This window comes from Streptomyces sp. NPDC002499, from assembly GCF_053595415.1.
In genome coordinates this window covers 663,851-689,691 of sequence record NZ_JBSFXO010000003.1, presented here as the reverse complement: position 1 = coordinate 689,691, position 25,841 = coordinate 663,851, and the positions used below count along the sequence as shown (strand labels likewise).

Below are 25,841 nucleotides of genomic sequence, written 5' to 3'. Positions count from 1 at the left end.
ATGGCGAGCCTGTACGCCTGGCGCGCGATGCGCGTCACCCCGCTCGGCGAGCTGTACACACCGCCCCGGATCACCGCGGCCGTGCTGCGGCTGACCGTGCAGATCGTGCTGGTCGCGTCCCTGTGGCACGGCCTGTACGCGCACACCGGCACGACGGCCGGGCTGACCCGCGACCAGGCGGTGACGTACGCGGTGCTGGCCGTACTCGCCTCCCGGCTGCGGGAGTTGGACCAGTACGCGGCCCGCGACACGGTCGTGCAGCACCTGCACTACGGCACGATCGTCTACTGGTACCTGCGCCCGCTCCCGCCGCACCGCTACTACGCGCTGCGGGCGCTGGGCGAGCAACTGTACGGATTCGCCTGGGCGTTCATCGGATACGTGATCTGCCTGGCGGCAGGGGTCGTCGAGCCGCCCAAGTCGGCGGCCGTGACCGGGGTGTTCGCGCTCAGCCTGTTGCTAGGCCAGTGGGTGCTGCACTACGTCATGCTGCTCATCGACCAGTTGTGCTTCTGGACCCTGCGCAACGACGCCGCGATCATGATCCTGATCTTCGCGCAGAACCTGCTGTCCGGGGTGTACGCGCCGCTGTGGTTCTTCCCCGACTGGTTCCTCACCCTGAGCGCCTTCCTGCCCTTCCAGGCCACGCTCAGCGTCCCGCTCTCGCTGTACGTGGGCCGTATCCCGCTGTCCGACGCGGGCGCCCAACTCGCCTTGCAGGCGGCCTGGGTCGTCATCCTCGGCCTGCTCACCCGGTTCCTGTGGCGGCGGGCCGCCCGCCGTGTCGTCTCCCAGGGAGGTTGAGGCCCATGAACGCCGTCCGGATCATGTGGCGCATCACGCGTCTCAACTTCCGTGCCCAGCTGGAGTACCGCACCGAGTTCCTGATGATGATCGCGATCGGCGCGATCTGGCAGGTCTCGGTGATCGTCTTCGCGACCGTGCTGCTGACCCGGTTCACCGGGATGGGCGGCTGGGACAGCTCGGACGTGCTGCTCATCCCGGCCACCCGGATGCTGGCGCACGGCCTGTTCGTGCTGCTTCTGGGCCGGGTGCACGGCCTCGGCCGGCACATCCAGGAAGGCAAGATCGACGCCTACCTGCTCCGCCCGATGCCGGTCTACCGCCAGATCCAGCTCCAGTACTTCCCGACCAACGCGATCGGCGACCTGACCGTGGCGACCGGCCTGATGGTGGGCGCGATCAGCCGCAGCGACCTGGACTGGACGGCGGGCCGGATCTCGTACCTGATCGCGGCCGTGCTCGGCGGGATGCTCCTGGAGGCGGCGCTGTTCACGGTGGTGGCGGCCGCGTCCCTGCGCTTCCCGGCCGCGGACTACTGGGGCCGCTGGCTGGAGGAACTCCTCGGCACCTTCGGCAGCTACCCGCTCAACGTCCTGCCCCGGGCGGTGGGCAACTTCCTCACCTACGGCCTCCCGCTCGCGTTCGTCGCCTACTTCCCGGCGGCGGTCCTCACGGGCCACGGCCACTCCACCGGAACGCCGTACTGGCTGGCGGCGGCGTCCCCGCTGCTGGGCCTGGTCGCGTATCTGGCGGGGCGGGTCCTGTGGCGCTGGAGCCTGAACCACTACACGGGGGTGAACGGGTGACGGCGCCGGTGGGTGGTGGGGCCCAGGGCTGCTAGAGGCTGTCTCCCATACGGCGAGGGAGGTCCCGCCAGTCCTCCATGGCACCGGTCACCAGCGACTTGACCTGTTCCTCGGTCTCGGCCCTGAGGATGTCGGCAAGGCATGCGCAGGTGTCGAGATCACCGGCAAGCGCACACACGCAGATGCCTGCGATCTGCAGTCCGCGTGCTGCGACGGCGAGTTGGGAGGCAACGGGAAGCATGACGACGTGGCTCAGTACCTCGCCGATGAAGTCGACCACGAACGTGTCGCGGTGGGGCCCCGGTGTCGCCGCGGTCATGCTGTCGCGGACGGTCCGGCGCATGGCGAGCAGTTCGCGGGCAGCCGCGGCGAGCTCGTCGCACCCGCCGGGCCGTCGATGCTGCCGCACGAGGTCCCGCCATACCCGCTCCGTGGCGTACTCGGCGGCATGCGCGGCGATCACGTCCAGCGCTGGCTCCCTGAGCAGTTCGGCGCACCACTCCGCCACGCCGGGCGGCACTCGCCTCGGCTCGCGGTCCGGGGCAGCGGACCTGGGAACCGAGCCAGGAGCCGAGAGCGCCGCTCGCCCGGGGTGCTGATAGCACCGCAGGCCGGATTCGCGCACTCGCCTACGACAACGTCCGCTTCAGCGTCGCCGCACCGCATTTGCTACCCATTCCGCGAGTGTCGGCAGCACCAACCGGCGCGACAACGAGGCGTCCTGAGAGGACGTCAGGTCTCGGCCGTGACGCCCGGTCCGGAACCCACCGTCACTTGCCTACTCACCGATCCGGATCCGCCCCGGGTGTGGCCCCCCACCGCACACGGCCAGGCCCCACTGCTCAGCTCCCGCGCCCATCCGGCCTGCGGCGCGCATCGTCTTCGACGCGAACCACACCTGCCGAGCCGGTGACCGAGCTGTCAGTGATCCGCACAGCAAGGCGTCGGATCCGGTACCTCGAACGGGACGAGGGTGTCGCCCGCCGCCGGCATCGCGGTGAGGACCAGTTCCCCGGACGGTGTCCACTGCGGGCGGACGTGATCCCGTGTCACCAGGCGGGTGTCCGGGGCGGGTTGGCCGGGGGTGCCCAGGACCGTGACCCGGTCGATCGCGGTGGCGGACAGCAGGTCCGCGAGCGTCACGGTGCCGGTGAGGGTCGCGGCGCCGGGGAAGAGGACCGCGCGGCCCAGGTCGTCCGGGGTGCCCGGGGTCACCTCGTGGCCCGCCCCCGTGAGCCGCTCCAGGGCGGTGCGCAGGAGTGGCTCCGAGGGCAGGGTGAGGGACACGGCGACCCGTGGGCGGTCGTCGCGGATCAGGTGCGTGCAGCCGAACACGCCCTCGGGGAGGGCGAGTTCGGCGGCCAGCGTGTGGAGCAGGTGGTCGGCGGCGGGGAGGTCGCGCAGGCCGGCGTCCACCGTGAGGGCGTACGAGGTCACGAGGGCAGGACCCACACCGGGTTGGAGTAGAACCACAGGTCGAGCCACGGGTCGGCGGAGCCGACGACGTCGATCGCCGGACCGGCCGGGTCGACCGCCGCGCCCAGCGCGCCGACGGCGGACCGGTTGCCGTCGCTGCCGCGCAGCCGCACGTAGCGCGGGGTGTCGACACGGCCGAGGTCGTAGCTGAGCCGGACCGTGCCGGTGGACTTGTTCACCTCGTACGTCTTGACGACCTTGGCGGTCGGCGCGGTGAAGGTGTCCTTGTCCGCGACCGGGCCCGTCACATCGCCCTGGATGACGTCGACGCGGGCCAACTTCGGCAGGAAGCCCGCCCAGTTGGGCCCGCCGGCCAGCGCCACGTCCACGGTGAGGGTGACGCGCGTGCCCTTGCGGACATGCAGCGCGCCGCCCAGCGTGGCCCAGCGGTTGCCGCCCGACAGCCGCGCGTCGAGGCCGCTGATCAGCTGGCCGTGGTCGACCCAGACACGGCCGGCCCGGATGCCGTCCATGACCGCGCCGTAGGAGAAGCCGTCGGAGCCGACGTGCGTGCGGCTGTAGTGGCCGGGCCAGAAGTCGCCCTGGGTGACGTCGATCTGGCCGTTGTAGACCGGGTCGGGGTGGCGGCCGTCGGCGTCGAAGTTGCCGCCGGTGCCGCGCGCCGCGGTGTCGGCGTAGATCTGGTGCGAGTCGGAGTTGGCGGTGATCCACCAGGGCCGGCCCTCGGCGAGCAGGCTGTCCCAGAGGCCGCCGACCGTGGCGGTCATCCAGTCGAAGCCGCCCCAGGTGCGGTAGCTCTCCAGCGGGTAGCCGGCGAAGGAGTCGACGCTGGGGTTGTTGTCGTAGATGCCGCGGGCCCGGCCCATGCCGAGCGGCGCGGGCAGACCGGCCGCCTGGTGGCCGGGCGCGCCCTCGAAGCCGACGGCGATCTGGTGGTCCGCGGAGGTCGCGTCGCGCCAGGCGCGGATCTCGTGCGGGGAGTCGACACCGCGCCGCGCCGGGTGGTTGGCGAGCATCAGCGCGTCCTTGACCTTGCGCCGCTTGACCTGGTCGCCGAGGAAGGCGAGCCCCGCGACCGCGAGGGCCTCGTTGGCGGGCGAGGAGCCGGAGGCGTTCTTGACGCTGCCGTCGTAGTCGTTCTCGAACTGCTTGAGGACGGAGACCTCGTTCGCGCCGGGGTGCACGAACACCGTGCCGTGCTCGGCGCCCGGGATGTTCCACTCCAGACCCTGGAAGACGAGGGTGTCGTCGTAGGCGTCACGGGCGGCGCGGATGTCCGGGTTCACCTTGTCCACGCCGATCTTGGCGTGCGCCACGCTGCCGTGGTCGGTGATGACCATCCAGTCCAGGCCGTGCCGGGCACCCTGGCGGACCTGGTCGACGACGCGGTACTTGCCGTCGCTGCTGTACTGCGTGTGGATGTGGTGGTCGCCGGCCAGCCACAGGAAGCCGTTCTTGCGGCGGGAGTTGGAGGCGGAAGAGGCGGACGACGCGTACGCGGGCACGGCACCCGCGGCGCCCGCCATCACGCTCCCGGCGGCGAGACCCGCACCGAGGAGACCCGCGCGGCGCAGCATCGCGCGACGCGAGGACTGCTCGGGCGACAGGGCCTCGTCGGGCACCGAGGTGTCGAAGGCGGCGGGCAGCGGAGCCGTCGCCCCGTCGTGCGAGTGACCGTGCCCGTGGTCATGACCGTGGTCATGCCCGTGGCCGTGCGGTCCGTGTATGTGCCCGTGCCCCATGGAACCCTCCCGATGCCGCTGCCTGACCGAGCGGCTGCCTTCCGCGACGCGACCACGTCGCGTGAGGAGAATTGAGGGGGGAGATGAACGCCTGACGACCGCGGGGTGATCGCCGGGAGTCTCCCGCACGGCGTCTCACCTCTCTCTTACCTTTTGCCTCAACTCTCCCTCGTCCCGGACGAGATGACGTGGGCCGGATGCGCCTTGAGCCCGATATGACCTGCACCCAGTAGGCTCCGGCCTGGGATTCCTAGGTTCACAGGGAGTGACGCATGGCCCGAGCCGGGCTCACCACCGAGCGTGTCGTCGCGGCAGCGGCCGACCTCGCCGACGAGGTCGGCTTCGAGAACGTCACCCTGTCCGCGCTGGCCCGCCGGTTCGGGGTGAAGGACGCGAGCCTGTACGTCCATGTCAGGAACGCCCAGGATCTGCGCACCCGCGTCGCGCTCCTGGCCGGCGGCGAGTTGATCGACCGCATCGCCGAAGCCGTGGCCGGCCGGGCCGGCAAGGACGCGCTGACCGCCTTCGCCGACGCCTACCGGGAGTACGCCCTGGAGCGGCCGGGCCGCTATGCCGCCACGCAGCTGCGGATCGACCAGGACCTCATCGCCGACACCCCCGCCTTCCGCCGCACCGCCGAGATCACCTACGGCATGCTCCGCGCCTACGGTCTCGAAGAACCCGATCTCACCGACGCCGTCCGCCTGTTGCGCGCCACCTTCCACGGCTACTGCGCCCTGGAGGCCGGCGGCGGTTTCGGCGCCCCGCGCGATGTCCGGAGGTCGTGGGACAAGGCCGTGGCGGCGTTGCACATCGCACTGGAGAACTGGCCGCGGGAGCAGGCGAACCGCTGAAGTTCACCATGTCGAGGGGGCGCTTCCGGTCGATGCCACAGCCGTCCCGTTGACCACTTAGACTGGAATCTTCGCGATGGTCACGTGCCGCCCCGGGGGAGGGAGCGCGCCTTGTCTCAACAGCAGCTGGGACGCGGTCCCTTGAGATCCGACGACAGCACCGCTCCGGAACCGGGCGGCCCAAGTGAGGCCGCGCGCTTCGTGGGTTGGCTGGGCAGTCTCGGCTGCGCGACCGCCGGGTACGTGGTGTTCCAGTTCCTGTTCGGTCTGCTGCCCGACTCGCTCGGCGGGGACGCGGCCAGGTATCTGATCTCCGGGGTCAGCGGGATCGGCACGGCCGCGGCGGCCTGGCTGGCGGCGGCACTGGTCCGGGCCCGAGCGGCGGCGGGCCGGGCGGACGCCGGCCCCGCTGCCCCCGCGCCACCCGCCCCGAGCGCGCCCGGCCCGCTCCCCCAGATCTTCGCCGCCGCCCACCACGCCCTCGTCACCCAGGTGTCCGTCGTCGACGACCCGGCCCGCGGCCTGCTCACCGGCTGGACGCACTCCCTCGGCGAGAGCGCCCCGTCCCGCCCCACCGCGCTGGGCACCGCGTACGGCCTGCACATCATGCTCGACCTCGGAGTGCCCGACGGGCGGCTGAGCACCGGCGACCTGGTGGACACCCTGTGGCGGCTGCGGCTGCCCGGCGGCGGCTGGTCGGCACGCTCACAGGGGACCGACCCCCGGCCCGAGATCACGGCACTCGTCCTGGGCGTACTGGCCCGCGCGGGCGCGTCCAGCGAACGGGTCGCGGCGGAGGTGGGCCGGTGCACGGCCGGTTTCACCCATGAACTCGACCGCCCCGGACGGGAGTCGACCCACGTCGTGACGACCGTGCTGCGCGGACTGCTGCGCGCCGCGCCCCACTCCGACATCCTGCCCCGGCTGCGCGAGTCCCTCGTCGACGGCGCCGTCAGCGACCCGCGCCGCGACCACCTGCGCTGCTGGAGCTACCGGCTCGACCCGCCGTACGGACTGCCCTCCGCGCTGCACACCGCGCAGGCCGTGGTCGCCCTGGACCGCACCGCCAAGATCCTCGGCGAGGGCACCGCCGCCAAGGCAGCCCGCGAGGACGGCGTCCGCTGGCTGCTGGCCTGCCCTGACCCGGCCCAGGATCTGCGGAACCTGCGCGAGGAGGTGCGCCGGCCCCGCCCGGACGACCCCTCCCGCCACGAGGTGCTGAACGTAAGGCACTTCACCGCCTCCTGGACCCTGCGCGCGCTGATGACCCCGGGGGCCAGGGAGGTCGCCGAGCAGGACGGCCTGGAAACGGCGTGGCGGGAACTGCTGGAGCACGCCGCCGCCACGGTGTGGGCCGCGCAGACCGACGGCATCTGGTCCTGGGGGCGGATCGAGAACAACGAACTGCGCCATCCGATGTGGATGACCTACCAAGGGCTGTCGGCACTGCGCGCACATGCCGTATGGGTATATCGGCAGGAAGAGACCAGTTGACCGAACTCTGCGCACGGGGGCGGTCGTTGAGGAGGAGTGCATGGGCGGTCGGCAGGTTCTGGCGGCACGGCGATTACTGACCGAGACGCTGGACGGGGAGCTGTCGGAACGCCGGCTGGCCGCCGCGGCCCGCTCGGTCGTGGCCGAACTGGGCATGCGGGAACGGCTGTTGGAGCTGATCGCCGAACTCGCCTGCGGCGAGGGCGATCCCGAACAGTGCGCCCGGCTGTCGTACCGCCATGTCCTCGGCTTCGACAAACTCCTGCTGATCGACGGCGGACCGCGCCATATGCTCCGCGCCCATCTGTGGCACCGGGGATCGGGCGCGGTCGGCGAGGAGGACATCCACAACCACCGCTCACCGCTGGCCTCGTACATCGTGCTTGGCCGGCTCGCGATGGAGTTGTACGAGGTCGAGCGCGGCGACGGGGACGGTTTCGCGGCCGCCCGCTACGAGGAGTCCCTCGACCATGGTTCGGCGGACTGGCTGCTGGAGCCGACCGGTCCGGCGCGGCTGCGGCTGACCCACGTGGGCCAGTACGCGGCGGGCAGTTCCTACGCCCTTCCCGCACACACCCTGCACCGCGCCTGGTGCGAGACGGACGGGCCGACGGTGACGCTGTTCCTGGAGACGGGCAGCGAACGCCGGGAGCACACCGACGTGTTCACGTCGGCGGGACCTCATCCGGGGGCGGTGCCGAAGGTGCCGTTGGACGCGGAGGAGTATCTGGGGGCGCTGCGGGGGTTGGCAGAGCTGCTCAGGACCGCGTGAGGAGCGCGCGATAGGTCGGTACGAGAAGGCGGCGATACGTCAGTACGAGAAGGCCTGGCGGACGACGTCGAGGTTGTAGTCGTCGATGTCGACCTCGGTCAGCCGTTGCAGACTGAGCCACTTGCTGTCCTGGTCGGCCTCGGGGAGCTTGATCTCGCCGGGGTCGGACAGCAATCGCACGCGGAAGTTCTGCTGCCAGTTCTTGATCTCGTGCCCGCGGTACTCGCTCACGAAGGAGGACTCGCCGATCCGGGCGACGATCTCGCCGCGCAGCCCCGTCTCTTCCTTGAGCTCGCGCAGCACACCGGCCTCGGGACTCTCCCCCGGCTCCAGCTTGCCGCAGGGAACACCCCACACCCGTGGCAGGAACCGTTCCTTCTCGCTCCGGCGCACGAGCAGCACCCGGTCGTCGTCGTCCATCACGACGGCCGCCGCGAGGCGCCTGTCGCCGGGGATCTCCATGTCCATGGTTCCTCGGTCCCTCGCCGGTGATGAGTCCAAAGGTTTTGATACCCAAGAAAGTCTCGACTCTACCAGGATGGCCCATCGGAGCGCTGTGAGACAGCTCGCTCCCTCAGTACCCCCGCTCCGCCGCACTCCGCTCCACACAGAACTCGTTTCCCTCCGGATCGGCCAGAACGACCCACCCCGCGCCGTCCCCCGTGCGCTGGTCGTCGAGGACCGTGGCGCCGAGAGCGAGAAGGCGTTGGACCTCCTCGTCTCGGGTGCGGTCGTCGGGCTGAAGGTCGAAGTGCACGCGGTTCTTGACCGTCTTGCGCTCGGGAACGGTGACGAAGAGCAGACCCGCGTCCTCGATGAGCGCCTCCTCGTCACCGGGCCGGTCCTCCTCGGCGAGCGGGAGGTCCAGAACCCGGGACCAGAAGTGGGCGACCGCGTAGGCGTCGGCGCAGTCGATGGTCACGTGGCGGATGGCGGAGGTCATGGGAGGGATTCTCGGCGGCGAGGGCGGATCGGGGCAACGCGTGCGGCAACCTTTTGATCATCGGGCGGCGACCTGGGGCGTGGTGGGAGCGCGTCGACGGGAGCGTCGTGCCCGACGCGGCTATACGACGACGATCTCGGCCCCGGTCCCGTCCAGCCGAACCCGCACGTCAGGCCCGTCCGCCCAGCGCACCGCCAACTCCCCGGGCCCGTCAGCCCGCACGCTCACGGTCTCCTCCAACGGCCCGGCATCCGTCTCCCCGGTCAACCGCGCCAACGCGACGAACAGCGTGTCCCCGTCCCCTGCCACCCCGGTGAGAGCGTCGGACAGGCCGAAGGCGGGGCGCAGTTCGGCCCGTACGCCGTCCCGGTCCGCCGCCCACCCGGTGACCTGGATCGCCGTCCCGGGCTCGGCGCCCGCGACCGAATACGCCCGCACCTCCACAGCCCCCCGAGCCAGCACCACGCTGGTCACCCGAGCTCCCCCACCCGCGACATGCCGGGATGCCACCCAGCCCTCGCCCACACCCAGGGGTTCGATCTGCGTGCGGCTCGGATCCTCGGCCACGATCACGCTGTTGTCGTACGACGACGAAGGTTCCGTCGACGTCGAGTACGCGAGCCGCGTGTAGTACGGGTCGTAGCGGACGTCCTCGCTGCCGTGGTTGTGGAGGCGGACCAGGCCGTCCGAACTCGTGGACTGGAGGAGCCAGTTGGCGGGGCGGACCGGAGTCACCGCGTCCGTTCGTTCCGCCGGGCCCGGTTCCTCCGGTGCCGTCCACACCTCGTGGTCCGGTGGGAGGAGCAGGCCGAGGAAGCCCTTGCTGGCCCAGTACGGGGAGGCGGGGCCCGAATAGCCTTGCAGGAGGGCTGAGTTGGGGCCGTGCCAGCCGAGGGTCAGCAGGCCCCGGTCGTCCACCGCGCCCCGGTCCAGGAAGTACTTCAGCGCGCCCGACGCCAGCCGCCGTGTCTCCCCCGGCGGCAACGGCGTACGGCCGGCCAGCGCGCCCAGCCACAGCGGGGCCGTCGTCGCGAAGCGGTAGGTGAGGGAGCGGCCCTGGTGCATGGGGGCGCCGTCGGCGCCGAACAGGCGGGCGTAGTCGGCGAGATGGCGGGAGAGGCGGTCGCCGTAGTGGGCGAGCAGGCGGGGGTCGTCGGCCAGCCAGGCGTGCAGCACCGGGTAGAGGTGCATCGCCCAGCCGTTGTAGTAGTCGAACTTGCGGCCGTCGCCGTCGGTGTACCAGCCGTCGCCGACGTACCAGTCCTCGATGCGTTCCAGACCGCGGTCGATCGCCTTGCGGGACTCGTCGGGCTCGTGGCCGATCTCCTGGAGGAAGCCGCCGACGGTGACCGGGAACAACTCCCAGTTGCAGGGCCAGGGTTCGGAGGTCAGGGCGTCGCCGAGCCAGGCCGCCGCCCGCTGCCGCACGCCCTCGTCGAGCCGGTCCCACAGCAGGGGGCGGGTCAGGCGCAGGGCGAGGGCGATCGACGCCGCCTCGACCAGGGGCTGACTGCGGTCCTCGATGCGGGGCCAGACGCCCGCCACGCCGGCCGCGAGTCCGTCGGCATACCGCTCCAGGGCCGTCTCGTCCCGGCGGAAGGCCGCAAGGAGCAGCGTACGGGCGTACCCCTCAAGGCCGTCGGAGAGGCGACCGGACCAACTGGTGTGCTCGCCGGGGAGGTCGTAGAGCGCACCGCCCTCGACCGCGTACGGCTCGACCGCCGCGAGCAGGGCGTCGGCGGCGGCCTCCCAGTGGGCGCGGGTGTAGCCGGTGCGCGGGCTGAGGGCGCGGTCTTCGGCGGGCAGCTGCATCGGCTCTCTCTACGACGGCTCTTGACGACGGATCTCTACGGCGGATCTCGACTACGGCTCGCTACGGCGGTTCTCTACGAAGGTTCTCGACTACGGCTCTCCACGGCGGTCCTCACCACGGCTCCGCGCGCAGGGCCTCGCACTCGGGCCCTGCGCGCCGCACCGGGACTCGCCGCGCGGGAGCGGCGGTCGAGGCCTGGGGCGCCCCGGTTCCGGTCGGGACGCCCCAGGGTTCATCCCACCCGCACCAGGGCCGCGGGCACCAGATGCCGTGCGACAAGTTCGTCGCGCACCAGGCCCGCGTACACGGTGGCGCCGTGCACGGAGGTGTGGGTGTTGTCTCTCTTCTCGTTGTACAAGTAGATCGCCTTGGAGCCCTCCACGCCGAGGGATTCGACCAGAGTCTTCGTCCTGGCCGTCAGATCGATCAGCGGAACGTCCTGTTCGTCCGCTATCGAGCGGATGACGGCAGGATGGTTCACGCCGAGCCCGTTGACCAGAAGCGCGGTGTCGTTGTTCAGGGTGCCGTCCGCATTGAACCAGCGCCGCACGATGGGTGTCACCAGCACCGGCCGTCCACCCTTCTCCCGTACGCCCGCCACCAGTGTCTCCAAGTTGGCACGGTACGTCGCCTCGTCGGTCGTCTTGTCATTGTGGGCGAGCTGGATCAGGACGAGGTCGCCGGGGCGGATCAACGGCCGCACCGTGCCCCACAGTTGCGGGTTCCCCAGGTAGGTGACCGTACTCTCGCCGGAGTCCGCGTAGTTGGCCACGGACAGGCCCGCGCGCAGGTATTGGGGCAGCTGTTGGCCCCAGCCGGAGTAGGGGTCGCCGGGCTGGTCGCAGACGGTGGAGTCGCCGACCAGGAGGATCTGCCGGGCGTGCCGGGCGGGCGTGACGCGGATGTCGGCGAGGGCCGGGGCCGTGCCGCCGAGGACGAGGTCGAGCCCTGGCGTGCCGTCGGGGCCGGTCGGTTCGCCCTCCGGGGTGCGGACGTTCACGGTGAAGCCGCGGGTCACGGTCCGCCCGGCGGCGGTGGCCGTTTCGGGGAGCAGGGAGCGCCGGGTCTCACCGGTGACGGCCGTACTCGCCGCCGCCTCGCCGCCGAGGCGGACCGTGACGTCGTAGGTGCCGGGCGGGACGTCGAAGTGGCAGGCGGTCGCGGTGCAGTTGGCGATACCGAGCGGGGGCGTGCGGTCGTGGGCCTGTGCGGGTGCGGTCGACAGGGCGGTGCTCAGGGTCACCGCGGCCAGCAGGGCGATGTTGAAACGTCTCATCCGTGGCTCCTCCGTCCGACGACAAGGCCTGGCGGTGGACCGTACCGCTCTGGACAAGCGCTTTCTAGTCCCGCGTCAAATTTCACCACATTGCCAACTCCGGGGCCGCGAAAGCCCTTTCGCGAAATCGATTCAACTGTCACCCTCCAAAGCACCCGCACCCCCACCTCCCGAAGGAGGCACCCCCATGTCCGGTTCTGTGAACAGACCGGTCCGTCGCCGCACCTTCGTCCTCGGCACGGCCGCTGTCGCCGGTACGGCGGCGCTCGCGGAGACAGCCTCGGCCGCGGACTTCGGCTGGAGCGACGACGGTTCGAACTACGTCGTCGACACCGGCGCGAGCCTCGTGTTCAAGGTCGGCAAGACGAACGGCGACCTGACCTCGCTGGTCTACAAGGGCACGGAGTACCAGGGCTACGGCGGCATGAACTCGCACATCGAGTCCGGCCTCGGCGCCTCCACGGTGACCCTCGCGCAGTCCGGCACGACCATCCTGATCTCCGTCACGCACGGCACGCTGAAGCACTACTACGCGGCCCGCAGCGGCGAGAACAACGTCTATCTCTGGACCAACAAGGCCGACACCTCGGTCAGCGCGACCCGCTACATCGTGCGCGTCAAGGCCGGTCTGTTCCTCAACGACGAGCCGGATTCCTACACTTACGCGCCGACCACCATCGAGGCCTCGGACGTCTTCGAGAAGTCCGACGGCCAGACCCGCTCCAAGCACTACTCGAAGCTGCGGGTCGCCGACTACGACTACATCGGCTGGAGCACCGGCAGCGTCGGGCTCTACGTCGTCCGCTCCAACCACGAGAAGGCCTCCGGCGGCCCGTTCTACCGCTCCCTGCTGCGCCACCAGAGCACCGGCCGGGGCGGTCTGTACGAGATCCTGTACTACGGCGAGAACCAGACGGAGGCCCAACGCTTCGGTCTCCAGGGCCCGTACGTCATCGCCTTCACGGACGGCGGCGCGCCCTCCTCCGCGCTGTACCACGCCAACCTCACCACCTCCTGGGCCGATGCGCTCGGCATCTCCGGCTACGTCCCCGCGAGCGGCCGGGGCCGGGTCGCGGGCGTCGGAATCAGCGGCCGGAACACGGCGTACGCGTACACGGTCGGGCTCGCCAACTCCGCCGCCCAGTACTGGGGTTCGGCCCGCGCCTCGGACGGCTACTTCTCCATCGGCCGAGTCCTTCCGGGGACGTACACGTTGACCGTCTTCAAAGGAGAACTCGCCGTCTACACCACGTCGGTGACCGCCACCGCCGGCGGCACGACCACCCTGAACACGATCGCGATCCCGTCCTCCAACGACCCGTCCAACGCGAGCGCGATCTGGCGCATCAACGACTGGGACGGCACGCCGGGCGGCTTCAAGAACGCGGCCCTGATGACGTACGCCCATCCGTCCGACGTCCGGGCCGCGGCCTGGACCGGCAATGTGGTCATCGGCAGCGGCACCGAGACCTCGGCGTTCCCCTGCTACCTCTGGAAGGACGTCAACAGCGGGATCATCGTGTACTTCAAGCTGACCGCCGCCCAGGCCGCCGCCGCGCACACCCTGCGGATCGGCGTGACGACGGCCTATGCCAACGGCCGGCCGCAGGTCGTCGTGAACGACACCTGGACCTCTGCCGTCCCCTCACCGCCCACCCAGCCGAGCACCCGGTCGCTGACCGTGGGCTCCTACCGGGGCAACAACTACACGTTCACCTACAGCGTCCCGGCGTCCGCCTGGCTGACGGACACCGGTGCGTACAACACGCTGAAGATCTACGTGGCGAGCGGCTCGGGTTCGACGTCCTTCCTCAGTGCGGGTACGGCGATCGACGCGATCGACCTGTTGTCCTGACCCGAGTGATCGTCAGGTCCCGCGCGTCCACTGCTGGTTGGTCGCTCCGCTGCACGTGTATGTGATGATCGCGGCGGAGTTGGCGGTGGACGCGCCGTTCACGTCGAGGCACTCGCCGCTGGCGCGGGCCTTGACGAGGACGTAACTGCCGGACGTGGTCAGGCTCCACTGCTGGGCGGTGGCGCCGGTGCAGTTCTCCTGGGTGACATTGGTGGCGTTCTCCTGGAGGCACAAGGAACTGCCCCGGCCGACGAGTTCGTAGTAGCCGGTGCCGAGGTCCTTGAACCACCACTTCTGGTTGGTGCCGCTGTTGCAGGTGTACTGGCTGATCGCCACGCCCTGCCACAGGGACTGGTTCGGGACGTCCGCGCACTTCGAACTGTTGCGTGCGATAAGGGTGTTGTAGGTGGCGCCGGTCCCGCCGATGGTGCCGGCCGTCGTGTCGACGGTGACCTCCGGGTACCAGGACATGGACATCGTGGTGGAGGTCGGGAAGGTCAACGGCAGCCAGACGTAACGGGAGTCGTTGACGGTGCCGCCGAAGGAGTTGCCCCAGCGGTCGCCCATGAACAGGTACGAGGTGCCCGAAGTGCCGGTCACCGGCAGGACGTACGCGGTCTGCGAGTTGTACGCCGTGGAGTCGCCGACGTTCGTGAAGGACGTCCAGGGGCCGGCGAGGCTGGTGGCGGTGGCGTACTGCTGCTGGTTGGCGCTCCAGCCGGTCGCGCCGGAGGTCAGCATGAAGTAGACGCTGCCCCGCTTGAACAGCGCGGGGGCCTCGCGGTGGCCGCCCGCCCAGGGGTTGGCGACCAGGCTGTCGATGCCGGTGTAGGCGGAGTTGAGCCGGTAGATGTGCAGGTCGTAGTTCTCGTTGGCGGCGGAGACCATGTAGGCCGTGCCGTCGGTGTCGACGTAGGTGGTGATGTCCCGGGACATGTACTGGCCGAGCGGCTGGAAGCTGCCCTGGTAGGTGTAGCTGCCGTCGACGGTGTCGGAGACGGCGACGGCCGCGCGGGCCTCGCTGTAGTCGACGCCGTTCTCCTTGTGCATCCACATGACGAACTTGCCGGTGGAGGCGTTGTAGATGACCTTGGGCCGCTCGATGTAGGCGGTGCCGAGTTCGGCGGCGCTGGACTGGGTGAGGACGTGGTTCCTGAACTCCCAGGTCTTCAGGTCGGTGGAGCGGTACGCGTCCACGTACTTGAAGGTGTTGTCGGCGTTGCGGTCCTCGCCGAACCAGTAGTAGTAGGAGCCGACCTTGATGACTCCGCCGCCGTGGGCATGCACGACGTTGCCCGAAGTGTCGGTGAACTGGGTGCCGTTGGGGACGGTCTGGGCGGCGGCCTGGGCCGGTCCCGCCGTCACCAGGGCGGCGGCGAGGGCGCAGACCAGGGCGAGCAGCACGGCGTACGCACGTCTCATCTCACACACTCTCCTTCACCGTGTCGGCCACGGGGACGCCGAAGTCGGGGGTGCCGTCGGGGTGCCAGCCGAGGCGCTGGATCCGGGTGTGGCGGTTGGGGTCGTTCAGGGGGTCGCCGGTGATCTCCTTGTACTGGCGGGCGTGGTAGACGAGGACGTCGCTGCGGCCGTCCTCGGCGACCGTGAAGCAGTTGTGTCCCGGGCCGTACTGCCGGGTGGTGTCGTTGCTGGTGAAGACGGGGGTCGGCGACTTGGACCAGTTCGCGGGGTCCATCAGGTCGGCGTCGGCGTCGACGGTCAACAGGCCCATGCAGTAGTGCCAGTCGGTGGCGCTGGCCGAGTACGACAGGAACAGGCGGCCCTGGCGGGCGATGACGGCCGGGCCCTCGTTCACCTTGTAGCCGATGGTCTCCCAGTCGTACTCCGGTGTGGACAGGCGTATTTGAGGGCCCGTCAGAGTCCCCGGGTTCGCCATCCTCGACAGCCACAGGGCGGTGTTGTTGTCCATGCCGGGCTCGTGCTGGGCCCAGGCGAGATAGCGGGTGCCCCGGTGGGTGAAGGTGGTGGCGTCCAGGGAGAAGGTCTCCCAGGCCGTCTTCAGCTGGCCCTTCTCCACCCAAGTGCCCTGGAAGGGATCGGGGTTGGCGTTCTCCAGGACCCAGATGCGGATGTCCCAGACGCTCTCGGCGGGCGCGGAGGCGAAGTAGACGTACCACTTGCCGCCGATGCGATGGATCTCCGGCGCCCAGATGTGGGCGCCCATGACGCCGGTGGCGTGCTTGGTCCAGATCACCGACTCGGCTGCCGTCGCAAGGCCGTTGAGGGTGCGGGAGCGGCGCAGGATGATCCGGTCGTACTCGGGGACGGTGGCGGTGAAGTAGTAGTGGCCGTCGGCGTGCCGGTGGATGTACGGGTCAGCGCGTTGGCGGACGAGCGGGTTCACGAACGGGGCTGCTTTCGGGGACGCGGTCGCCGGGGGCGGGGCGATGGCCAGGGCGCCCGCGGCCAGGGCGGCTCCCTTCAGCATCAGCCTCCGGCTGGGGGCATGCGTCAGCCTCCGGCTGGGGACATGCGGCAGGTCGTCGTTGCGGCTCATACGGCTGCCTCTCGGGGACGTTCGAGATGGCGAACGCCATCTGTCATTACGAACAGCTCGAACGCCGAAAAGGTAAGGGTGTGCCACCACGAGGTCAACGGGTCCGACGCGACAAAGAGAGAGCGCTTTCCCCCGCTCTTTCATCTCCGGCCGGATTTTCTGTTATCCAGGGGTGCCCCGATCCGTCTCCACTCCCGTGCGCAGCCATATCCACACCACAGCAGCAGCCGCCGGCGCCCTCGCCGCGGTCGCCGCCCTCCTCACCTCCGCTCCCCCGGCCGCGGCGGCCGGCACCGGTCCTCGGGACGTGACCGCCGACGTCCTCGCCGACCGGGACGTCTCGCTCACCGGCGACACGGTGGTCACCGTGCCGCCCGGGACGACGACGTACGACGGTGTCCTGCGCGGTGAGGGCACGCTCACCGTGCGCGGGAGCGGGACGCTGGTCCTCAGCAAGGACAGCGACTTCACGCTCCCGAAGGCACGGCAGCGGCAGGTCGTGAGGACGCAGGGCGGCAACCACCCGTACACCACGGTGACCAATCCGGACCCGCCGGCTATCACGGTCCGGCGCGGGGCGACCCTCCAGTACGGCACGGGCGGCGGCACCGGCCTGATCGGGCACTTCCCGTACGACACCCCGGGCTATCAGCTCAACCAGCTCAACGTCCGGGTCGACGGGACCCTCCGCCTATCTCTGACCCGCACCTTCAACATCGGCACCATCAGCGGCTCGGGCCTGGTCACCCAGCCGCGCAACATGTGGGGCACCCTCGACCTCGCCGGCACCCACCCGTTCTCCGGGGTCATCGACAACGGCACCGGCATGGCCGTCGGCCGCCCCGAGTACCCGGTGGCGCTGCCCGCCGCCCGCGCGATCCTCAACCAGGGGTCCTGGATCATCGACACCCCGCTGTACCGGACGATCACCCTGCGCCAGAACTTCTACCAGCGCGCGTACGGCAGTGACGTCAACGTCCACACCCGGCCCGGCAGCAAGGTCGTGCTCACCGGCCAGTACAGCTACAGCGACCGGGGCGGCGACACGAACCCCTCGCTCAGCGACCCGAATCTCAACTGGCGTTCCGTCGCCCACCAGTTGAACAAGCGCGGCACCAACATCGAGGGCGCCGACGTGCGTTGGGGCGACGGCACCACGCACCAGATCTTCATACCGGGCACGAAGGACACCGTCTACATCAACCTGCACGAGGCGAGCGGGCGCCGCTCCAGGCTGACCTTCGACTACAACGGCCCGGTGACGCTGGGGGCGCCGATCGGCGGCGGCCGCTACCACGACACGCTGGGCGCGCCCGGCGCCGGGGACGTCGTCATCGCGGGGACGCGCGGGAACGACGTGACGTTCGCGGCGAAGCAGTACTACGACGGCTCGACCACCATCGAGAAGGGGGCCGTGCTGCGGCTGGGGCTCGGGACCTCGGCCCAGGGCGACGGCTCCCTGATGACGGGGACGGACCGCCGCCGGGTGGCGAACGACGGAACCCTGGTCGTACGGAACGCCTCCACGCCCCTCTCCCTGTCCCGGATCGGCGGCTCCGGCTCGCTCGTCCAGTCGGGCGCCGCGACGACGACACTGACGGGCGGGGCGGTGACGTACACGGGGAGGACGACGGTCACCAAGGGCACGCTGGCGCTGCGCGACGGAGCAACTCTCGCCCGCAGCTCGGCCATTCGGCTCACGTCGACGGGCGCACGTCTCGACCCGGGACCGGCCGGCCTGCGGGTGGCGACCTCGCTGAGCGGCACGGGGACGGTGAAGGGGGCGGTCACCAACGACGGTGTGGTCGCGGGCGGGGTCACCGTCGCCGGTGACTACACGCAGAGCACGAAGGGCGAACTGGTCCTCGCGCAACGGCCGTTGAAGGTGAACGGGGCCGTCCGGCTGGCCGGCGACCTCGACCTCTCCGCCGCCGGCACCGCACCCGCCCGCACGATCACCGTCCTGAACCACACCGGCAAGGCGAAGACCACCGGCGCCTTCAAGGGCCTCGAGGAGGGCGCCCGCCTGAAGCTCGCCGACACGACGTACCGCGTCAGCTACCGGGGCGGCGACGGCAACGACGTCGTCCTGGCCGCGACCACGGCCACTCCCGCACCGGCGGCGAACCACCCCGACACGGCCTCCGGGAGCCCGACCACCGCAGCCACCCTCCACACCGCCAACACCGCTAGCGCCAGGCTCGGTTGGTGGCCGTACGTCCTCGCGGTGGGCCTGCTCATCGGGCTGGCGATACCGGCGGTGCGGCGCGGGGGCCGCCGAGGAGGCCGAGGAGGTGGGGGCGGTCGGCATGCGGCGCCGCACCCGTAGGCGACCGAGCCCGGGCCTCCGGGCATCCCACATACTGGGCGATTCGTTCACTCATCGGACGGACTCCGCTCTCGCGTGCCCCTTCGGCTAGCGTCGGGGCATGACCAGCGACACCCCGTTCCCGCCCGCCCATCTCTCCCGCTCGTTCGCCGACTCGCTCGCGGCCGGACCGCTCGTGCTCGACGGCGGTATGTCCAACCAGCTGAGGTCCGCCGGGCACGACCTGAGCGACGAGCTGTGGTCGGCGCGGCTGCTGGCCGACTCGCCCGAGGCGATCACCGAGGCCCACCTCGCCTACTTCGAGGCGGGCGCGGACGTGGCGATCACCGCCAGCTACCAGGCCACCGTCGAGGGCTTCGCCCGGCGCCGGGTCAAGCGCGACAAGGCGCTCGAACTCATCGGCCTCAGCGTGGAGTTGGCCCTGGACGCGGCGACCGAGGCGTGGCGGCGGGGTGTCGACCGGCCCCTGTACGTGGCGGCCTCGGTCGGCCCGTACGGCGCGATGCTCGCGGACGGCTCCGAGTACCGGGGCCGGTACGGGCTGAGCGTGGCCGAGCTCGCGGACTTCCACCGGCCCCGCCTGGAGGCGCTGGCCGCGGTCGGTCCCGACGTGCTGGCCCTGGAGACGATCCCGGACACCGTCGAGGCCGAGGCGCTGCTCGGAGCGGTGCGCGACTTCGACGTACCCGTCTGGCTGTCGTACTCGATCGCGGGTGACCGCACCCGCGCCGGTCAGCCCCTGGAGGAGGCGTTCGCCCTGGCCGCGGACGCCGACCAGGTGATCGCGGTCGGCGTGAACTGCTGCGCCCCCGAGGACGTCGACAACGCCGTCGCGACCGCCGCCCGCGTCACCGGCAAGCCCGTCGTCGCCTATCCCAACAGCGGCGAGACCTGGGACGCCGAGGCTCGCGCCTGGAACGGCCGCGCCACGTTCGCGCCGGAGCAGGTCACGGGCTGGCGGGACGCCGGCGCCCGGCTGATCGGCGGCTGCTGCCGGGTGGGGCCGGAGGGGATCTCGGGGATCAGGAAGGTGCTGGCGGGGGCGTAGCCGACCTCCCCGAGGGCGCCCGCAGGGGGCGTACGACACCCGCGCGCCCGCCACCCCCGCACCCGCACTCCCCCTCCCGCCCCCGACCACCCGCCTCCACCCTCCTGTCGCCGCCCGCACCCCCCTGCTAGCCTCCGCACCCGGAACCGGTTGCCACCCGTGTTGTCGCAGTTCCCGAGGGTGGGCGACAGGGACGGGAGAAGGGCGGGCGAGGATGACGCGGAAGAGCGAGGACGTCGGGCGGAGCACGATCCGGGACGTGGCGGCCCGCGCGGGCGTGTCCGCGTCGACGGTGTCGCGGGTGCTCGGCGGGGTGTACCCGGTCAGCGCGGCGACCCGTACCCGCGTGGAGCGGGCGGTCCGGGACCTGGACTACGTCGCCGACGCGCGCGCCAAGGCGGTCGCCGGGGTCGGCACGCCCACGTTGGCCTTCGTGCTCGAGGACATCACCGGTCCGTCGTTCGCCCACATGGCGTACGGCGTGGAGCGCGAGGCGACCCGGCTCGGGCATCTGTGCCTGGTGTGCGGCACGGAGGGTGACGTGCGGCAGGAGCTGGAGTTCGTCGAGATGATGCGGGCCCAGCGTGCCGCCGCGGTGATCCTGGTGGGCGGCGCCGCCGACACCGCCGAGTACCGCGAGCGCACCCGCCGTATGGCCGACTCGCTCGCGTCGGCCGGCTCCCGGCTCGTCCTGTGCGGCCGCCCGCCGCTCGGGCCCGGCGCGCCGGTGACGGTCATCGAGTACGACAACGAGGGCGGCGCGTACGCCCTGGTCGCCCATGTCCTGGCGCAGGGCCACCGGCGGATCCTGTTCCTCGGCGGCAAGCCGGACCACACCACCGCCCTGGGCCGGGAGCGCGGCTATCTCGCCGCGCACCGCGCCCGCGGGGTGGAACCGGACCCGGCGCTGCTCCTGCACGGCGACTTCACCCGCGACTCGGGCCACCGGCTGATGCGCGGGGCGCTCAAGCAGGGCCTGGAGTTCACGGCTGTGATCGCCGCCACCGACATGGTCGCGGCCGGCGCGCTGACCGCCCTGCGCGAGGGGGGTCTGGACGTGCCGGGCGATGTCTCGCTGGCGGGCTACGACGACATCCCGTTCGCCCGCGATCTGTATCCCGCGCTGACCACGGTCCATGTCCCCTACGAGGAGTTGGGCCGGCTGGCCGTCCGCACGGCCCTGGGCCGGACCCCCGAAACCCCGGACGAGCACCTGCTGTTGGGCACGCATGTGGTGGTGCGCGGTTCGGTGGCCCCGCTCAAGGAATAGCGGCGGCGGGCAGCTCGAAGCGGGCGGCCCGCGCAACCCCGTCACCCCGAGCGCCCCCTTGTCCGGATCGCCCCCGTTTCCTAGGCTCGCGCCGTCGGAAAACGGTTTCTCATCCCGGAGCGCCCAGTATGAGCACTGGCCCGATCCGTCCCACCGGCCGCGCGTCCACCGCCCTGCGTCCGGCCTCCGCAGCGCGGATCACGGGCGGCTTCTGGGCCGCGCGGCGCCGTACGAACGCCGAGGTCAGCATCCCGCAGGGGCCGGAACGGCTGGAGGCGGCCGGGAATCTCGCCAACCTGCGGGCCGCCGCCGACGGCAAGGGCACCTTCGTCGGCGACTACCCCTTCCAGGACTCTGACGTGCACAAGTGGCTGGAGGCCGCGTCCTGGCAACTCGCCGACCGCGCCGATGACGACAGTGAAACCCCCAGCGACTCTGAACTGACCGCGCACGTCGACGAGTTGATCGCCCTGCTGGCCGGTGCCCAGGAGGCCGACGGCTACCTGCAGACGTACTACCGGCTCGCCCGGCCCGAGCAGCGGTGGCAGGACCTGCGCTGGGGGCACGAGTTGTACTGCGTGGGCCATCTCCTCCAGGCGGCCGTGGCGCACCACCGGGCGACCGGGAAGTTCGAACTCCTCGCCATCGGCGTGCGGTTCGCGGTGCTCGTCGACACGCTCTTCGGGCCGGACCGGGCGATCGACGGCGTGTGCGGGCATCCGGAGATCGAGACCGCGCTGATGGAGCTGTACCGGGAGACCGAGGAGCAGCGCTGGCTCGACCTGGCCGCGTACTTCGTCGAGCGGCGCGGGCAGGGCCTGTTGGGCGAGGGCGCAGGCCGCGACCCGGGCGCCGGTTACTGGCAGGACCACGTCCCGGTGCGCGAGGCGACGACGGTCACCGGTCATGCCGTACGACAGCTGTATCTGCTGGCCGGCGCGACCGATCTGGCGGTGGAGACCGGGGACGCGGGGCTGCGGGCCGCGTTGGAGCGGATCTGGGCCGCGATGGCGGGCACCAAGACCTACCTCACCGGCGGGCTCGGCGCCCGCTACGACGGGGAGTCCTTCGGCGACCCGTACGAACTGCCCCCGGACCGCGCCTACGCCGAGACCTGCGCCGCGATCGCCTCCGTCCAGTGGTCCTGGCGGATGGCGCTGCTGACGGGCGAGGCGAAGTACTCGGACCTGGTCGAGCGGACGCTGTTCAACGGCTTCCTGTCCGGTGTGGGCCTGGACGGCGACAGCTGGCTGTACGTCAATCCGCTCCAAGTCCGGGAGGCGCACGAGGAGTTCGGCGGTGACGACTCGGTGCGCCGCACGCCCTGGTTCCGCTGTGCCTGCTGCCCGCCCAACGTGATGCGGCTGCTCGCCTCGCTCCCCCACTACATGGCGAGCGGCGACGCCGAGGGGCTGCAGCTGCACCAGTACGCGACGGGTGTGTACGAGGCCGGCGGCGGCCGGGTCCGGGTGGAGACCGACTATCCCTGGCGGGGCCGGATCGCGGTGACCGTCGAGGCCGCGCCCGCCGACGCGGACTGGACGCTGTCGCTGCGCATCCCGTCGTGGTGCCCGGACTTCACGGCGACCGCCCCGAACGGGGACTCGCCCGCCGAGACGGTGCCGGGCTGGCTGCGGCTGCGCCGGCGCTGGCACCCCGGGGACTCGCTCACCGTCGACCTGGACCTGAGCCCCCGGCTGACCCTGCCCGACCCGCGCGTGGACGGCGTACGCGGCTGTGTCGCGATCGAGCGCGGCCCGCTGGTGCACTGCCTGGAGGGCGAGGACCAGCGGGCCGGCATCCCGTTCGAGGAGCTCACCCTCCCGCACGACGCCCACCTGAGCGCCCGGCACGAGCCGGAGCTGCTGGGCGGGGTCACCGTGGTCACGGCCGACGGACGGAGCCGGGCAGGCGCAGACGTCGTACGACTGAGCGCAGTTCCGTACCACGTGTGGGCAAACCGAGGGGCGGGACCGATGCGGGTGTGGATTCCGCGGGAGTGACGTCGGCCGCCCACAGGGCGAACTCGGCGTCGCGCGGCCCGTACGCGGTGTGCGGCTCGCCCGCGTCGAAGATCCGCACCGGGTGCGAGTCGTCCCAGCGCTGCCAGCCGGGGTCCCCGTCGGTCGCGAACCGCACCCACGCGCCGTGCATGGCGTCGGCCAGCTCCTGCGGGGCGTGGTCGCCGGCCAGTCTGCGGGACTCGGGCACGTCGCCGGTGTCGAAGACGAAGCCCAGCTCCAGGCCGTGGCAGGAGCCGAGGTCGGGCAGGCCGGAGGGCCAGGCGAACTCGTAGACGTACGACCGCTCGGGGCGGGCTTCGGCCAGGCGGTGCAGCGGGAGGCGCAGGAGGTGGTCGGTGACGAGCTGGCCGACGATCTCGGCGGTGCCGGCCTCCGGGTGCAGGGCGCGGTAGCCGCGCGGCACCTCGGTACCGCAGTGGCAGCGGGCCATGGCCCCGGCCAGGGCGACCGCGCCGAGCCGGTCGACGCGCTCCAGGAGTCCGCCGGGGACCAGCCAGAGGCGGTACTCGTCGCGGGTCCAGCCCAGCATCAGGTCGACGTCCTTCGAGGCGTCGCCGTCGACGAGCGCCTCCAGCGGGTCGCGGGGGACGAGGTCGCCGTCGACGACGAGCCCGAAGGTGGGGCCGCCGAGCACCGGGCTGCTGAGCCGGCCCACGTCGGCCTGGACGCGCAGCAGCAGCTCGCGGTCGACCTCGGCGAAGGCCGCGGCGGTGGCGGGGACCTTCAGCCGGGTGGCCATGCGGCGCACCATGCGCCGTACCTTGTCCCGGTCGAACGCCTCGGGCGGCCCGCTCTGCAGGACCGCCCGCCGCATCAGGCCCCGCGCCTGCGGGGCGGCGAGCAGGGCGCCGATGCTGATCGCTCCCGCGGACTGTCCGGCCAGGGTGATCCGGTCGGGGTCGCCGCCGAACGCGCCGATCGCCCGGTGCACCCATTCCAGCGCGGCCAGCTGGTCGCGCAGCCCGGGGTTGGCGGGGGCGTCCGGGAACAGCCCGTAGCCCTCGACGCCCAGTCGGTAGTTCACCGACACGAAGACCACGCCGTCCCGCGCGAAGGTGTGCCCGTCGTACACCGGCACTGCCGAGGAACCCCTGGTCAGAGCACCGCCGTGCAGCCACACCAGCACCGGGAGCTTGGCGCCGGGACCCGGCTCGGGGGTCCAGACGTTGAGATTCAGACAGTCGTCGCCGGGCACGACCGGGTCGGCGAGCAGCTTCGCGAAGGCTTCGGAGTACGGCGGTTTCGGCGCCGTCGACCCGAAGGCGCCCGCGTCCCGCACCCCGTCCCAGGGCTCGGGCGGCACGGGCGGCCGGAACCGGCGGGGACCGAAGGGCGGCGCCGCATAGGGAATGCCCCGGAATACCGCGATCCCGTGCTCGTACCGGCCGCGCACGGCCCCGTACGGCGTGCCCACCACGGGGTCCGTCTGCACTGCTGCCCCGACTGCTGTCATCTGCCCACCAGCCTTCCCACCGCGCTACTGCACCGTGAACAACAGAGCACCACAGATCGCTCGGGTATTCCGGTGCAGAGCGCGGTGAGACGGCTACTTGGCGTACAGGGCACCGCTTGGCCAGGTCCCTACTTGGCGTACATCAGGGTGCCGAAGCCGAGCTGGTCGTAGCCGCCGCTGTCGGAGCCGTAGTCACCTCCCCCGCCCTCGGGCGCGACGAGGTTGTAGTACATGGCGGAGATGTACTTGTCGTCGAGGCCGATCCGGCGGTTGTAGTGGAAGTGGAGCATCGCCCACACCGGCCGGATCTGGCCGCGCGAGGCGGCGGAGACCACCGTCTGGGACGACTGGGCGCAGCTCTGCCCGGTGCCCCAGGTGTAGGTGGTGAAGGGCACGTCGCCGCCCGAGTTGTACTTGGCGACGTACTGGGCGGCCTTCATGAAGCGACGGCTGTCGTACGCGTAGAGGTCGTCGCCCTGGTTCCAGGCCATCTCGCAGATCGCGCCCATCTGGCCCATGCCCAGGACGGTGTGGCCCTGGTCGCGGCCGGACTCCTGCCACTGGCCGAGCGCGTAGCCGTCGGAGTCGGTGTACAGGTACGGCACGGCGTGCGCGATCGAGCCGTTGCCCGCCCCGGACTTGAAGTAGGTGACGGCCTGGTCGTACTTGGCGCTGTCCTCGTTGAGGATCCCGATGGCCAGGATCGAGGCCATGTTGCACAGGTCCCAGTTGGCCCAGTAGTTGGTGATGCAGGCGTCGTTGTGGTTGGTCAGGAAGCTGTTGTTGAGCGGGTAGAAGACGTCGGCCAGCAGCTGCTGGGCGGCGGCCAGGTCGAACCCGCTGTAGTCCCGCATGAGTTCGCAGGCGTTGGCGAACTGCCAGCCGTAGAGGCCGGCCGCGAGGAACCGGTCGGCGTTCCCGGTGACCGAAGTCAGCGTCGACGACCAGGCGTTGAGGATGTTCGCGGCGCACACGGCGTTGGCCTCGGTGCCGCCGACCTTCCAGCGCAGCGCGTTCTGGTAGGCGGCGGCGATGTCGTTGTAGAGCAGGCTGTAGTTCTGTCCGGTGCCGCCGCGGATGATCGTGGCGGTGGCCCGGTTGGTCCAGGTGGACTGGGAGTGGGAGTTGGCGGTCAGCCTGTTCCAGCCGGACAGCCAGGGGTCGGTTCCCGCCGCGACCCTGACCTTGGCCCGGTTGATGTCGCCGGCGTTGTGCAGCATGCCGGGGTGGGTGAAGGTCGCCGGGGCCGCGTGCGCGGCGGTGGCCACCGTGGTGCCGCCCAGGGCGAGGGCGGCGGTGAGGCCACCGGCGGTCCTCAGGAGACCGCGGCGGCTCAACTCGGTTGTGCGGAGGTGCTCGTGGGGGGATGTGCGGCTCATTCCTGTGCATCTCCAATCCATGAC

21 protein-coding genes are annotated in these 25,841 nt (G+C 71.2%); 10 read left to right on the top strand and 11 right to left on the bottom strand.

Features of this window, described 5'->3' with window-relative positions; all coding sequences use genetic code 11:
• Together ACWD5F_RS10945 and ACWD5F_RS10940 are read left to right on the top strand one after the other, a co-directional pair.
• Positions 1–804, top strand: coding sequence for an ABC transporter permease (locus tag ACWD5F_RS10945; RefSeq protein ID WP_401717489.1), 804 nt, complete (start codon positions 1–3; stop codon positions 802–804).
• A 5-nt stretch (positions 805–809) separates the two neighbouring features.
• Positions 810–1,610, top strand: a complete 801-nt coding sequence (locus tag ACWD5F_RS10940) for an ABC transporter permease (RefSeq protein WP_451253134.1) — start codon at positions 810–812, stop codon at positions 1,608–1,610.
• Positions 1,611–1,641: 31 nt separating this feature from the next.
• On the opposite strand, the gene ACWD5F_RS10935 is transcribed toward ACWD5F_RS10940, so the two are convergent.
• The 3 genes from ACWD5F_RS10935 to ACWD5F_RS10925 all read right to left on the bottom strand — a co-directional run bounded on the left by ACWD5F_RS10935 (position 1,642) and on the right by ACWD5F_RS10925 (position 4,789).
• Positions 1,642–2,118 (bottom strand): hypothetical protein, encoded by a 477-nt coding sequence (locus ACWD5F_RS10935; protein ID WP_451253132.1) that lies wholly within the window; start codon positions 2,116–2,118, stop codon positions 1,642–1,644.
• Between the two features lie 413 nt (positions 2,119–2,531).
• On the bottom strand, positions 2,532–3,047 hold the full coding sequence (locus tag ACWD5F_RS10930) for a hypothetical protein (RefSeq protein WP_451253130.1): 516 nt from the start codon (positions 3,045–3,047) through the stop codon (positions 2,532–2,534).
• Positions 3,044–4,789, bottom strand: a complete 1,746-nt coding sequence (locus tag ACWD5F_RS10925; RefSeq protein ID WP_451253128.1) for a PHP domain-containing protein — start codon at positions 4,787–4,789, stop codon at positions 3,044–3,046. The genes ACWD5F_RS10930 and ACWD5F_RS10925 overlap by 4 nt, the downstream gene beginning before the upstream one ends.
• 272 nt (positions 4,790–5,061) lie before the next feature.
• Here ACWD5F_RS10925 and ACWD5F_RS10920 point away from each other — a divergent pair, with 272 nt between their 5' ends.
• The 3 genes from ACWD5F_RS10920 to ACWD5F_RS10910 all read left to right on the top strand — a co-directional run bounded on the left by ACWD5F_RS10920 (position 5,062) and on the right by ACWD5F_RS10910 (position 7,909).
• Entirely contained in the window at positions 5,062–5,643 is a 582-nt protein-coding gene (locus ACWD5F_RS10920; protein ID WP_451253126.1) for a TetR-like C-terminal domain-containing protein, read from the top strand.
• Positions 5,644–5,754: 111 nt separating this feature from the next.
• Entirely contained in the window at positions 5,755–7,137 is a 1,383-nt protein-coding gene (locus ACWD5F_RS10915) for a hypothetical protein (protein WP_451253124.1), read from the top strand.
• A 40-nt stretch (positions 7,138–7,177) separates the two neighbouring features.
• Positions 7,178–7,909, top strand: a complete 732-nt coding sequence (locus tag ACWD5F_RS10910) for a hypothetical protein (RefSeq protein WP_451253122.1) — start codon at positions 7,178–7,180, stop codon at positions 7,907–7,909.
• A gap of 39 nt (positions 7,910–7,948) precedes the next feature.
• On the opposite strand, the gene ACWD5F_RS10905 is transcribed toward ACWD5F_RS10910, so the two are convergent.
• The 4 genes from ACWD5F_RS10905 to ACWD5F_RS10890 form a co-directional block, all read right to left on the bottom strand.
• Positions 7,949–8,377: an NUDIX hydrolase gene (locus ACWD5F_RS10905; protein ID WP_123996856.1), complete on the bottom strand. Its 429-nt coding sequence runs from the start codon at positions 8,375–8,377 to the stop codon at positions 7,949–7,951.
• A 106-nt stretch (positions 8,378–8,483) separates the two neighbouring features.
• Positions 8,484–8,852 carry a VOC family protein gene (locus ACWD5F_RS10900; protein ID WP_451253120.1) on the bottom strand — a complete coding sequence of 123 codons (369 nt, stop codon included), beginning with the start codon at positions 8,850–8,852 and terminating at the stop codon, positions 8,484–8,486.
• A 120-nt stretch (positions 8,853–8,972) separates the two neighbouring features.
• Entirely contained in the window at positions 8,973–10,664 is a 1,692-nt protein-coding gene (locus tag ACWD5F_RS10895) for a DUF2264 domain-containing protein (protein ID WP_451253118.1), read from the bottom strand.
• Positions 10,665–10,897: 233 nt separating this feature from the next.
• Positions 10,898–11,941 carry a rhamnogalacturonan acetylesterase gene (locus ACWD5F_RS10890; protein ID WP_451253116.1) on the bottom strand — a complete coding sequence of 348 codons (1,044 nt, stop codon included), beginning with the start codon at positions 11,939–11,941 and terminating at the stop codon, positions 10,898–10,900.
• A gap of 187 nt (positions 11,942–12,128) precedes the next feature.
• On the opposite strand from ACWD5F_RS10890, the gene ACWD5F_RS10885 reads away from it, so the two are divergent.
• On the top strand, positions 12,129–13,796 hold the full coding sequence (locus ACWD5F_RS10885) for a rhamnogalacturonan lyase B N-terminal domain-containing protein (protein WP_451253114.1): 1,668 nt from the start codon (positions 12,129–12,131) through the stop codon (positions 13,794–13,796).
• Between the two features lie 12 nt (positions 13,797–13,808).
• Here the strand turns inward: ACWD5F_RS10885 and ACWD5F_RS10880 are convergent, their stop codons facing one another.
• On the bottom strand, positions 13,809–15,218 hold the full coding sequence (locus tag ACWD5F_RS10880) for an RICIN domain-containing protein (RefSeq protein ID WP_451253112.1): 1,410 nt from the start codon (positions 15,216–15,218) through the stop codon (positions 13,809–13,811).
• A 1-nt stretch (position 15,219) separates the two neighbouring features.
• Entirely contained in the window at positions 15,220–16,314 is a 1,095-nt protein-coding gene (locus tag ACWD5F_RS10875) for a glycoside hydrolase family 43 protein (protein WP_451253110.1), read from the bottom strand.
• 196 nt (positions 16,315–16,510) lie between these two features.
• On the opposite strand from ACWD5F_RS10875, the gene ACWD5F_RS10870 reads away from it, so the two are divergent.
• From ACWD5F_RS10870 to ACWD5F_RS10855, 4 genes are all read left to right on the top strand, one after another.
• Complete coding sequence (locus ACWD5F_RS10870; RefSeq protein WP_451253198.1) at positions 16,511–18,643, top strand: autotransporter; 2,133 nt, start codon at positions 16,511–16,513, stop codon at positions 18,641–18,643.
• 100 nt (positions 18,644–18,743) lie between these two features.
• Positions 18,744–19,691, top strand: a complete 948-nt coding sequence (gene mmuM / locus ACWD5F_RS10865; protein ID WP_451253108.1) for a homocysteine S-methyltransferase — start codon at positions 18,744–18,746, stop codon at positions 19,689–19,691.
• Positions 19,692–19,905: 214 nt separating this feature from the next.
• Entirely contained in the window at positions 19,906–20,961 is a 1,056-nt protein-coding gene (locus ACWD5F_RS10860; RefSeq protein WP_451253106.1) for a LacI family DNA-binding transcriptional regulator, read from the top strand.
• 128 nt (positions 20,962–21,089) lie between these two features.
• Complete coding sequence (locus ACWD5F_RS10855; protein WP_451253104.1) at positions 21,090–22,964, top strand: glycoside hydrolase family 127 protein; 1,875 nt, start codon at positions 21,090–21,092, stop codon at positions 22,962–22,964.
• Here ACWD5F_RS10855 and ACWD5F_RS10850 read toward each other — a convergent pair.
• Both ACWD5F_RS10850 and ACWD5F_RS10845 read right to left on the bottom strand, forming a co-directional pair.
• On the bottom strand, positions 22,846–24,438 hold the full coding sequence (locus ACWD5F_RS10850) for a carboxylesterase/lipase family protein (RefSeq protein WP_451253102.1): 1,593 nt from the start codon (positions 24,436–24,438) through the stop codon (positions 22,846–22,848). The genes ACWD5F_RS10855 and ACWD5F_RS10850 overlap by 119 nt on opposite strands.
• Positions 24,439–24,566: 128 nt before the next feature.
• Positions 24,567–25,817: an alginate lyase family protein gene (locus tag ACWD5F_RS10845; protein ID WP_451253100.1), complete on the bottom strand. Its 1,251-nt coding sequence runs from the start codon at positions 25,815–25,817 to the stop codon at positions 24,567–24,569.
• Between the last annotated feature and the right edge of the window lie 24 nt (positions 25,818–25,841).

What these genes read in the sequence shown, in the direction of transcription:
- ACWD5F_RS10945 (WP_401717489.1), top strand. Translation starts at nt 1, where the DNA reads ATGGCGAGCCTGTACGCCTGGCGCGCGATGCGCGTCACCCCGCTCGGC.
- ACWD5F_RS10940 (WP_451253134.1), top strand. Translation starts at nt 810, where the DNA reads ATGAACGCCGTCCGGATCATGTGGCGCATCACGCGTCTCAACTTCCGT.
- ACWD5F_RS10925 (WP_451253128.1), bottom strand. Translation starts at nt 4,789, where the DNA reads ATGGGGCACGGGCACATACACGGACCGCACGGCCACGGGCATGACCAC.
- ACWD5F_RS10920 (WP_451253126.1), top strand. Translation starts at nt 5,062, where the DNA reads ATGGCCCGAGCCGGGCTCACCACCGAGCGTGTCGTCGCGGCAGCGGCC.
- ACWD5F_RS10910 (WP_451253122.1), top strand. Translation starts at nt 7,178, where the DNA reads ATGGGCGGTCGGCAGGTTCTGGCGGCACGGCGATTACTGACCGAGACG.
- ACWD5F_RS10905 (WP_123996856.1), bottom strand. Translation starts at nt 8,377, where the DNA reads ATGGACATGGAGATCCCCGGCGACAGGCGCCTCGCGGCGGCCGTCGTG.
- ACWD5F_RS10900 (WP_451253120.1), bottom strand. Translation starts at nt 8,852, where the DNA reads ATGACCTCCGCCATCCGCCACGTGACCATCGACTGCGCCGACGCCTAC.
- ACWD5F_RS10895 (WP_451253118.1), bottom strand. Translation starts at nt 10,664, where the DNA reads ATGCAGCTGCCCGCCGAAGACCGCGCCCTCAGCCCGCGCACCGGCTAC.
- ACWD5F_RS10890 (WP_451253116.1), bottom strand. Translation starts at nt 11,941, where the DNA reads ATGAGACGTTTCAACATCGCCCTGCTGGCCGCGGTGACCCTGAGCACC.
- ACWD5F_RS10885 (WP_451253114.1), top strand. Translation starts at nt 12,129, where the DNA reads ATGTCCGGTTCTGTGAACAGACCGGTCCGTCGCCGCACCTTCGTCCTC.
- ACWD5F_RS10880 (WP_451253112.1), bottom strand. Translation starts at nt 15,218, where the DNA reads ATGAGACGTGCGTACGCCGTGCTGCTCGCCCTGGTCTGCGCCCTCGCC.
- ACWD5F_RS10875 (WP_451253110.1), bottom strand. Translation starts at nt 16,314, where the DNA reads ATGAGCCGCAACGACGACCTGCCGCATGTCCCCAGCCGGAGGCTGACG.
- mmuM (WP_451253108.1), top strand. Translation starts at nt 18,744, where the DNA reads ATGACCAGCGACACCCCGTTCCCGCCCGCCCATCTCTCCCGCTCGTTC.
- ACWD5F_RS10860 (WP_451253106.1), top strand. Translation starts at nt 19,906, where the DNA reads ATGACGCGGAAGAGCGAGGACGTCGGGCGGAGCACGATCCGGGACGTG.
- ACWD5F_RS10855 (WP_451253104.1), top strand. Translation starts at nt 21,090, where the DNA reads ATGAGCACTGGCCCGATCCGTCCCACCGGCCGCGCGTCCACCGCCCTG.
- ACWD5F_RS10850 (WP_451253102.1), bottom strand. Translation starts at nt 24,438, where the DNA reads ATGACAGCAGTCGGGGCAGCAGTGCAGACGGACCCCGTGGTGGGCACG.
- ACWD5F_RS10845 (WP_451253100.1), bottom strand. Translation starts at nt 25,817, where the DNA reads ATGAGCCGCACATCCCCCCACGAGCACCTCCGCACAACCGAGTTGAGC.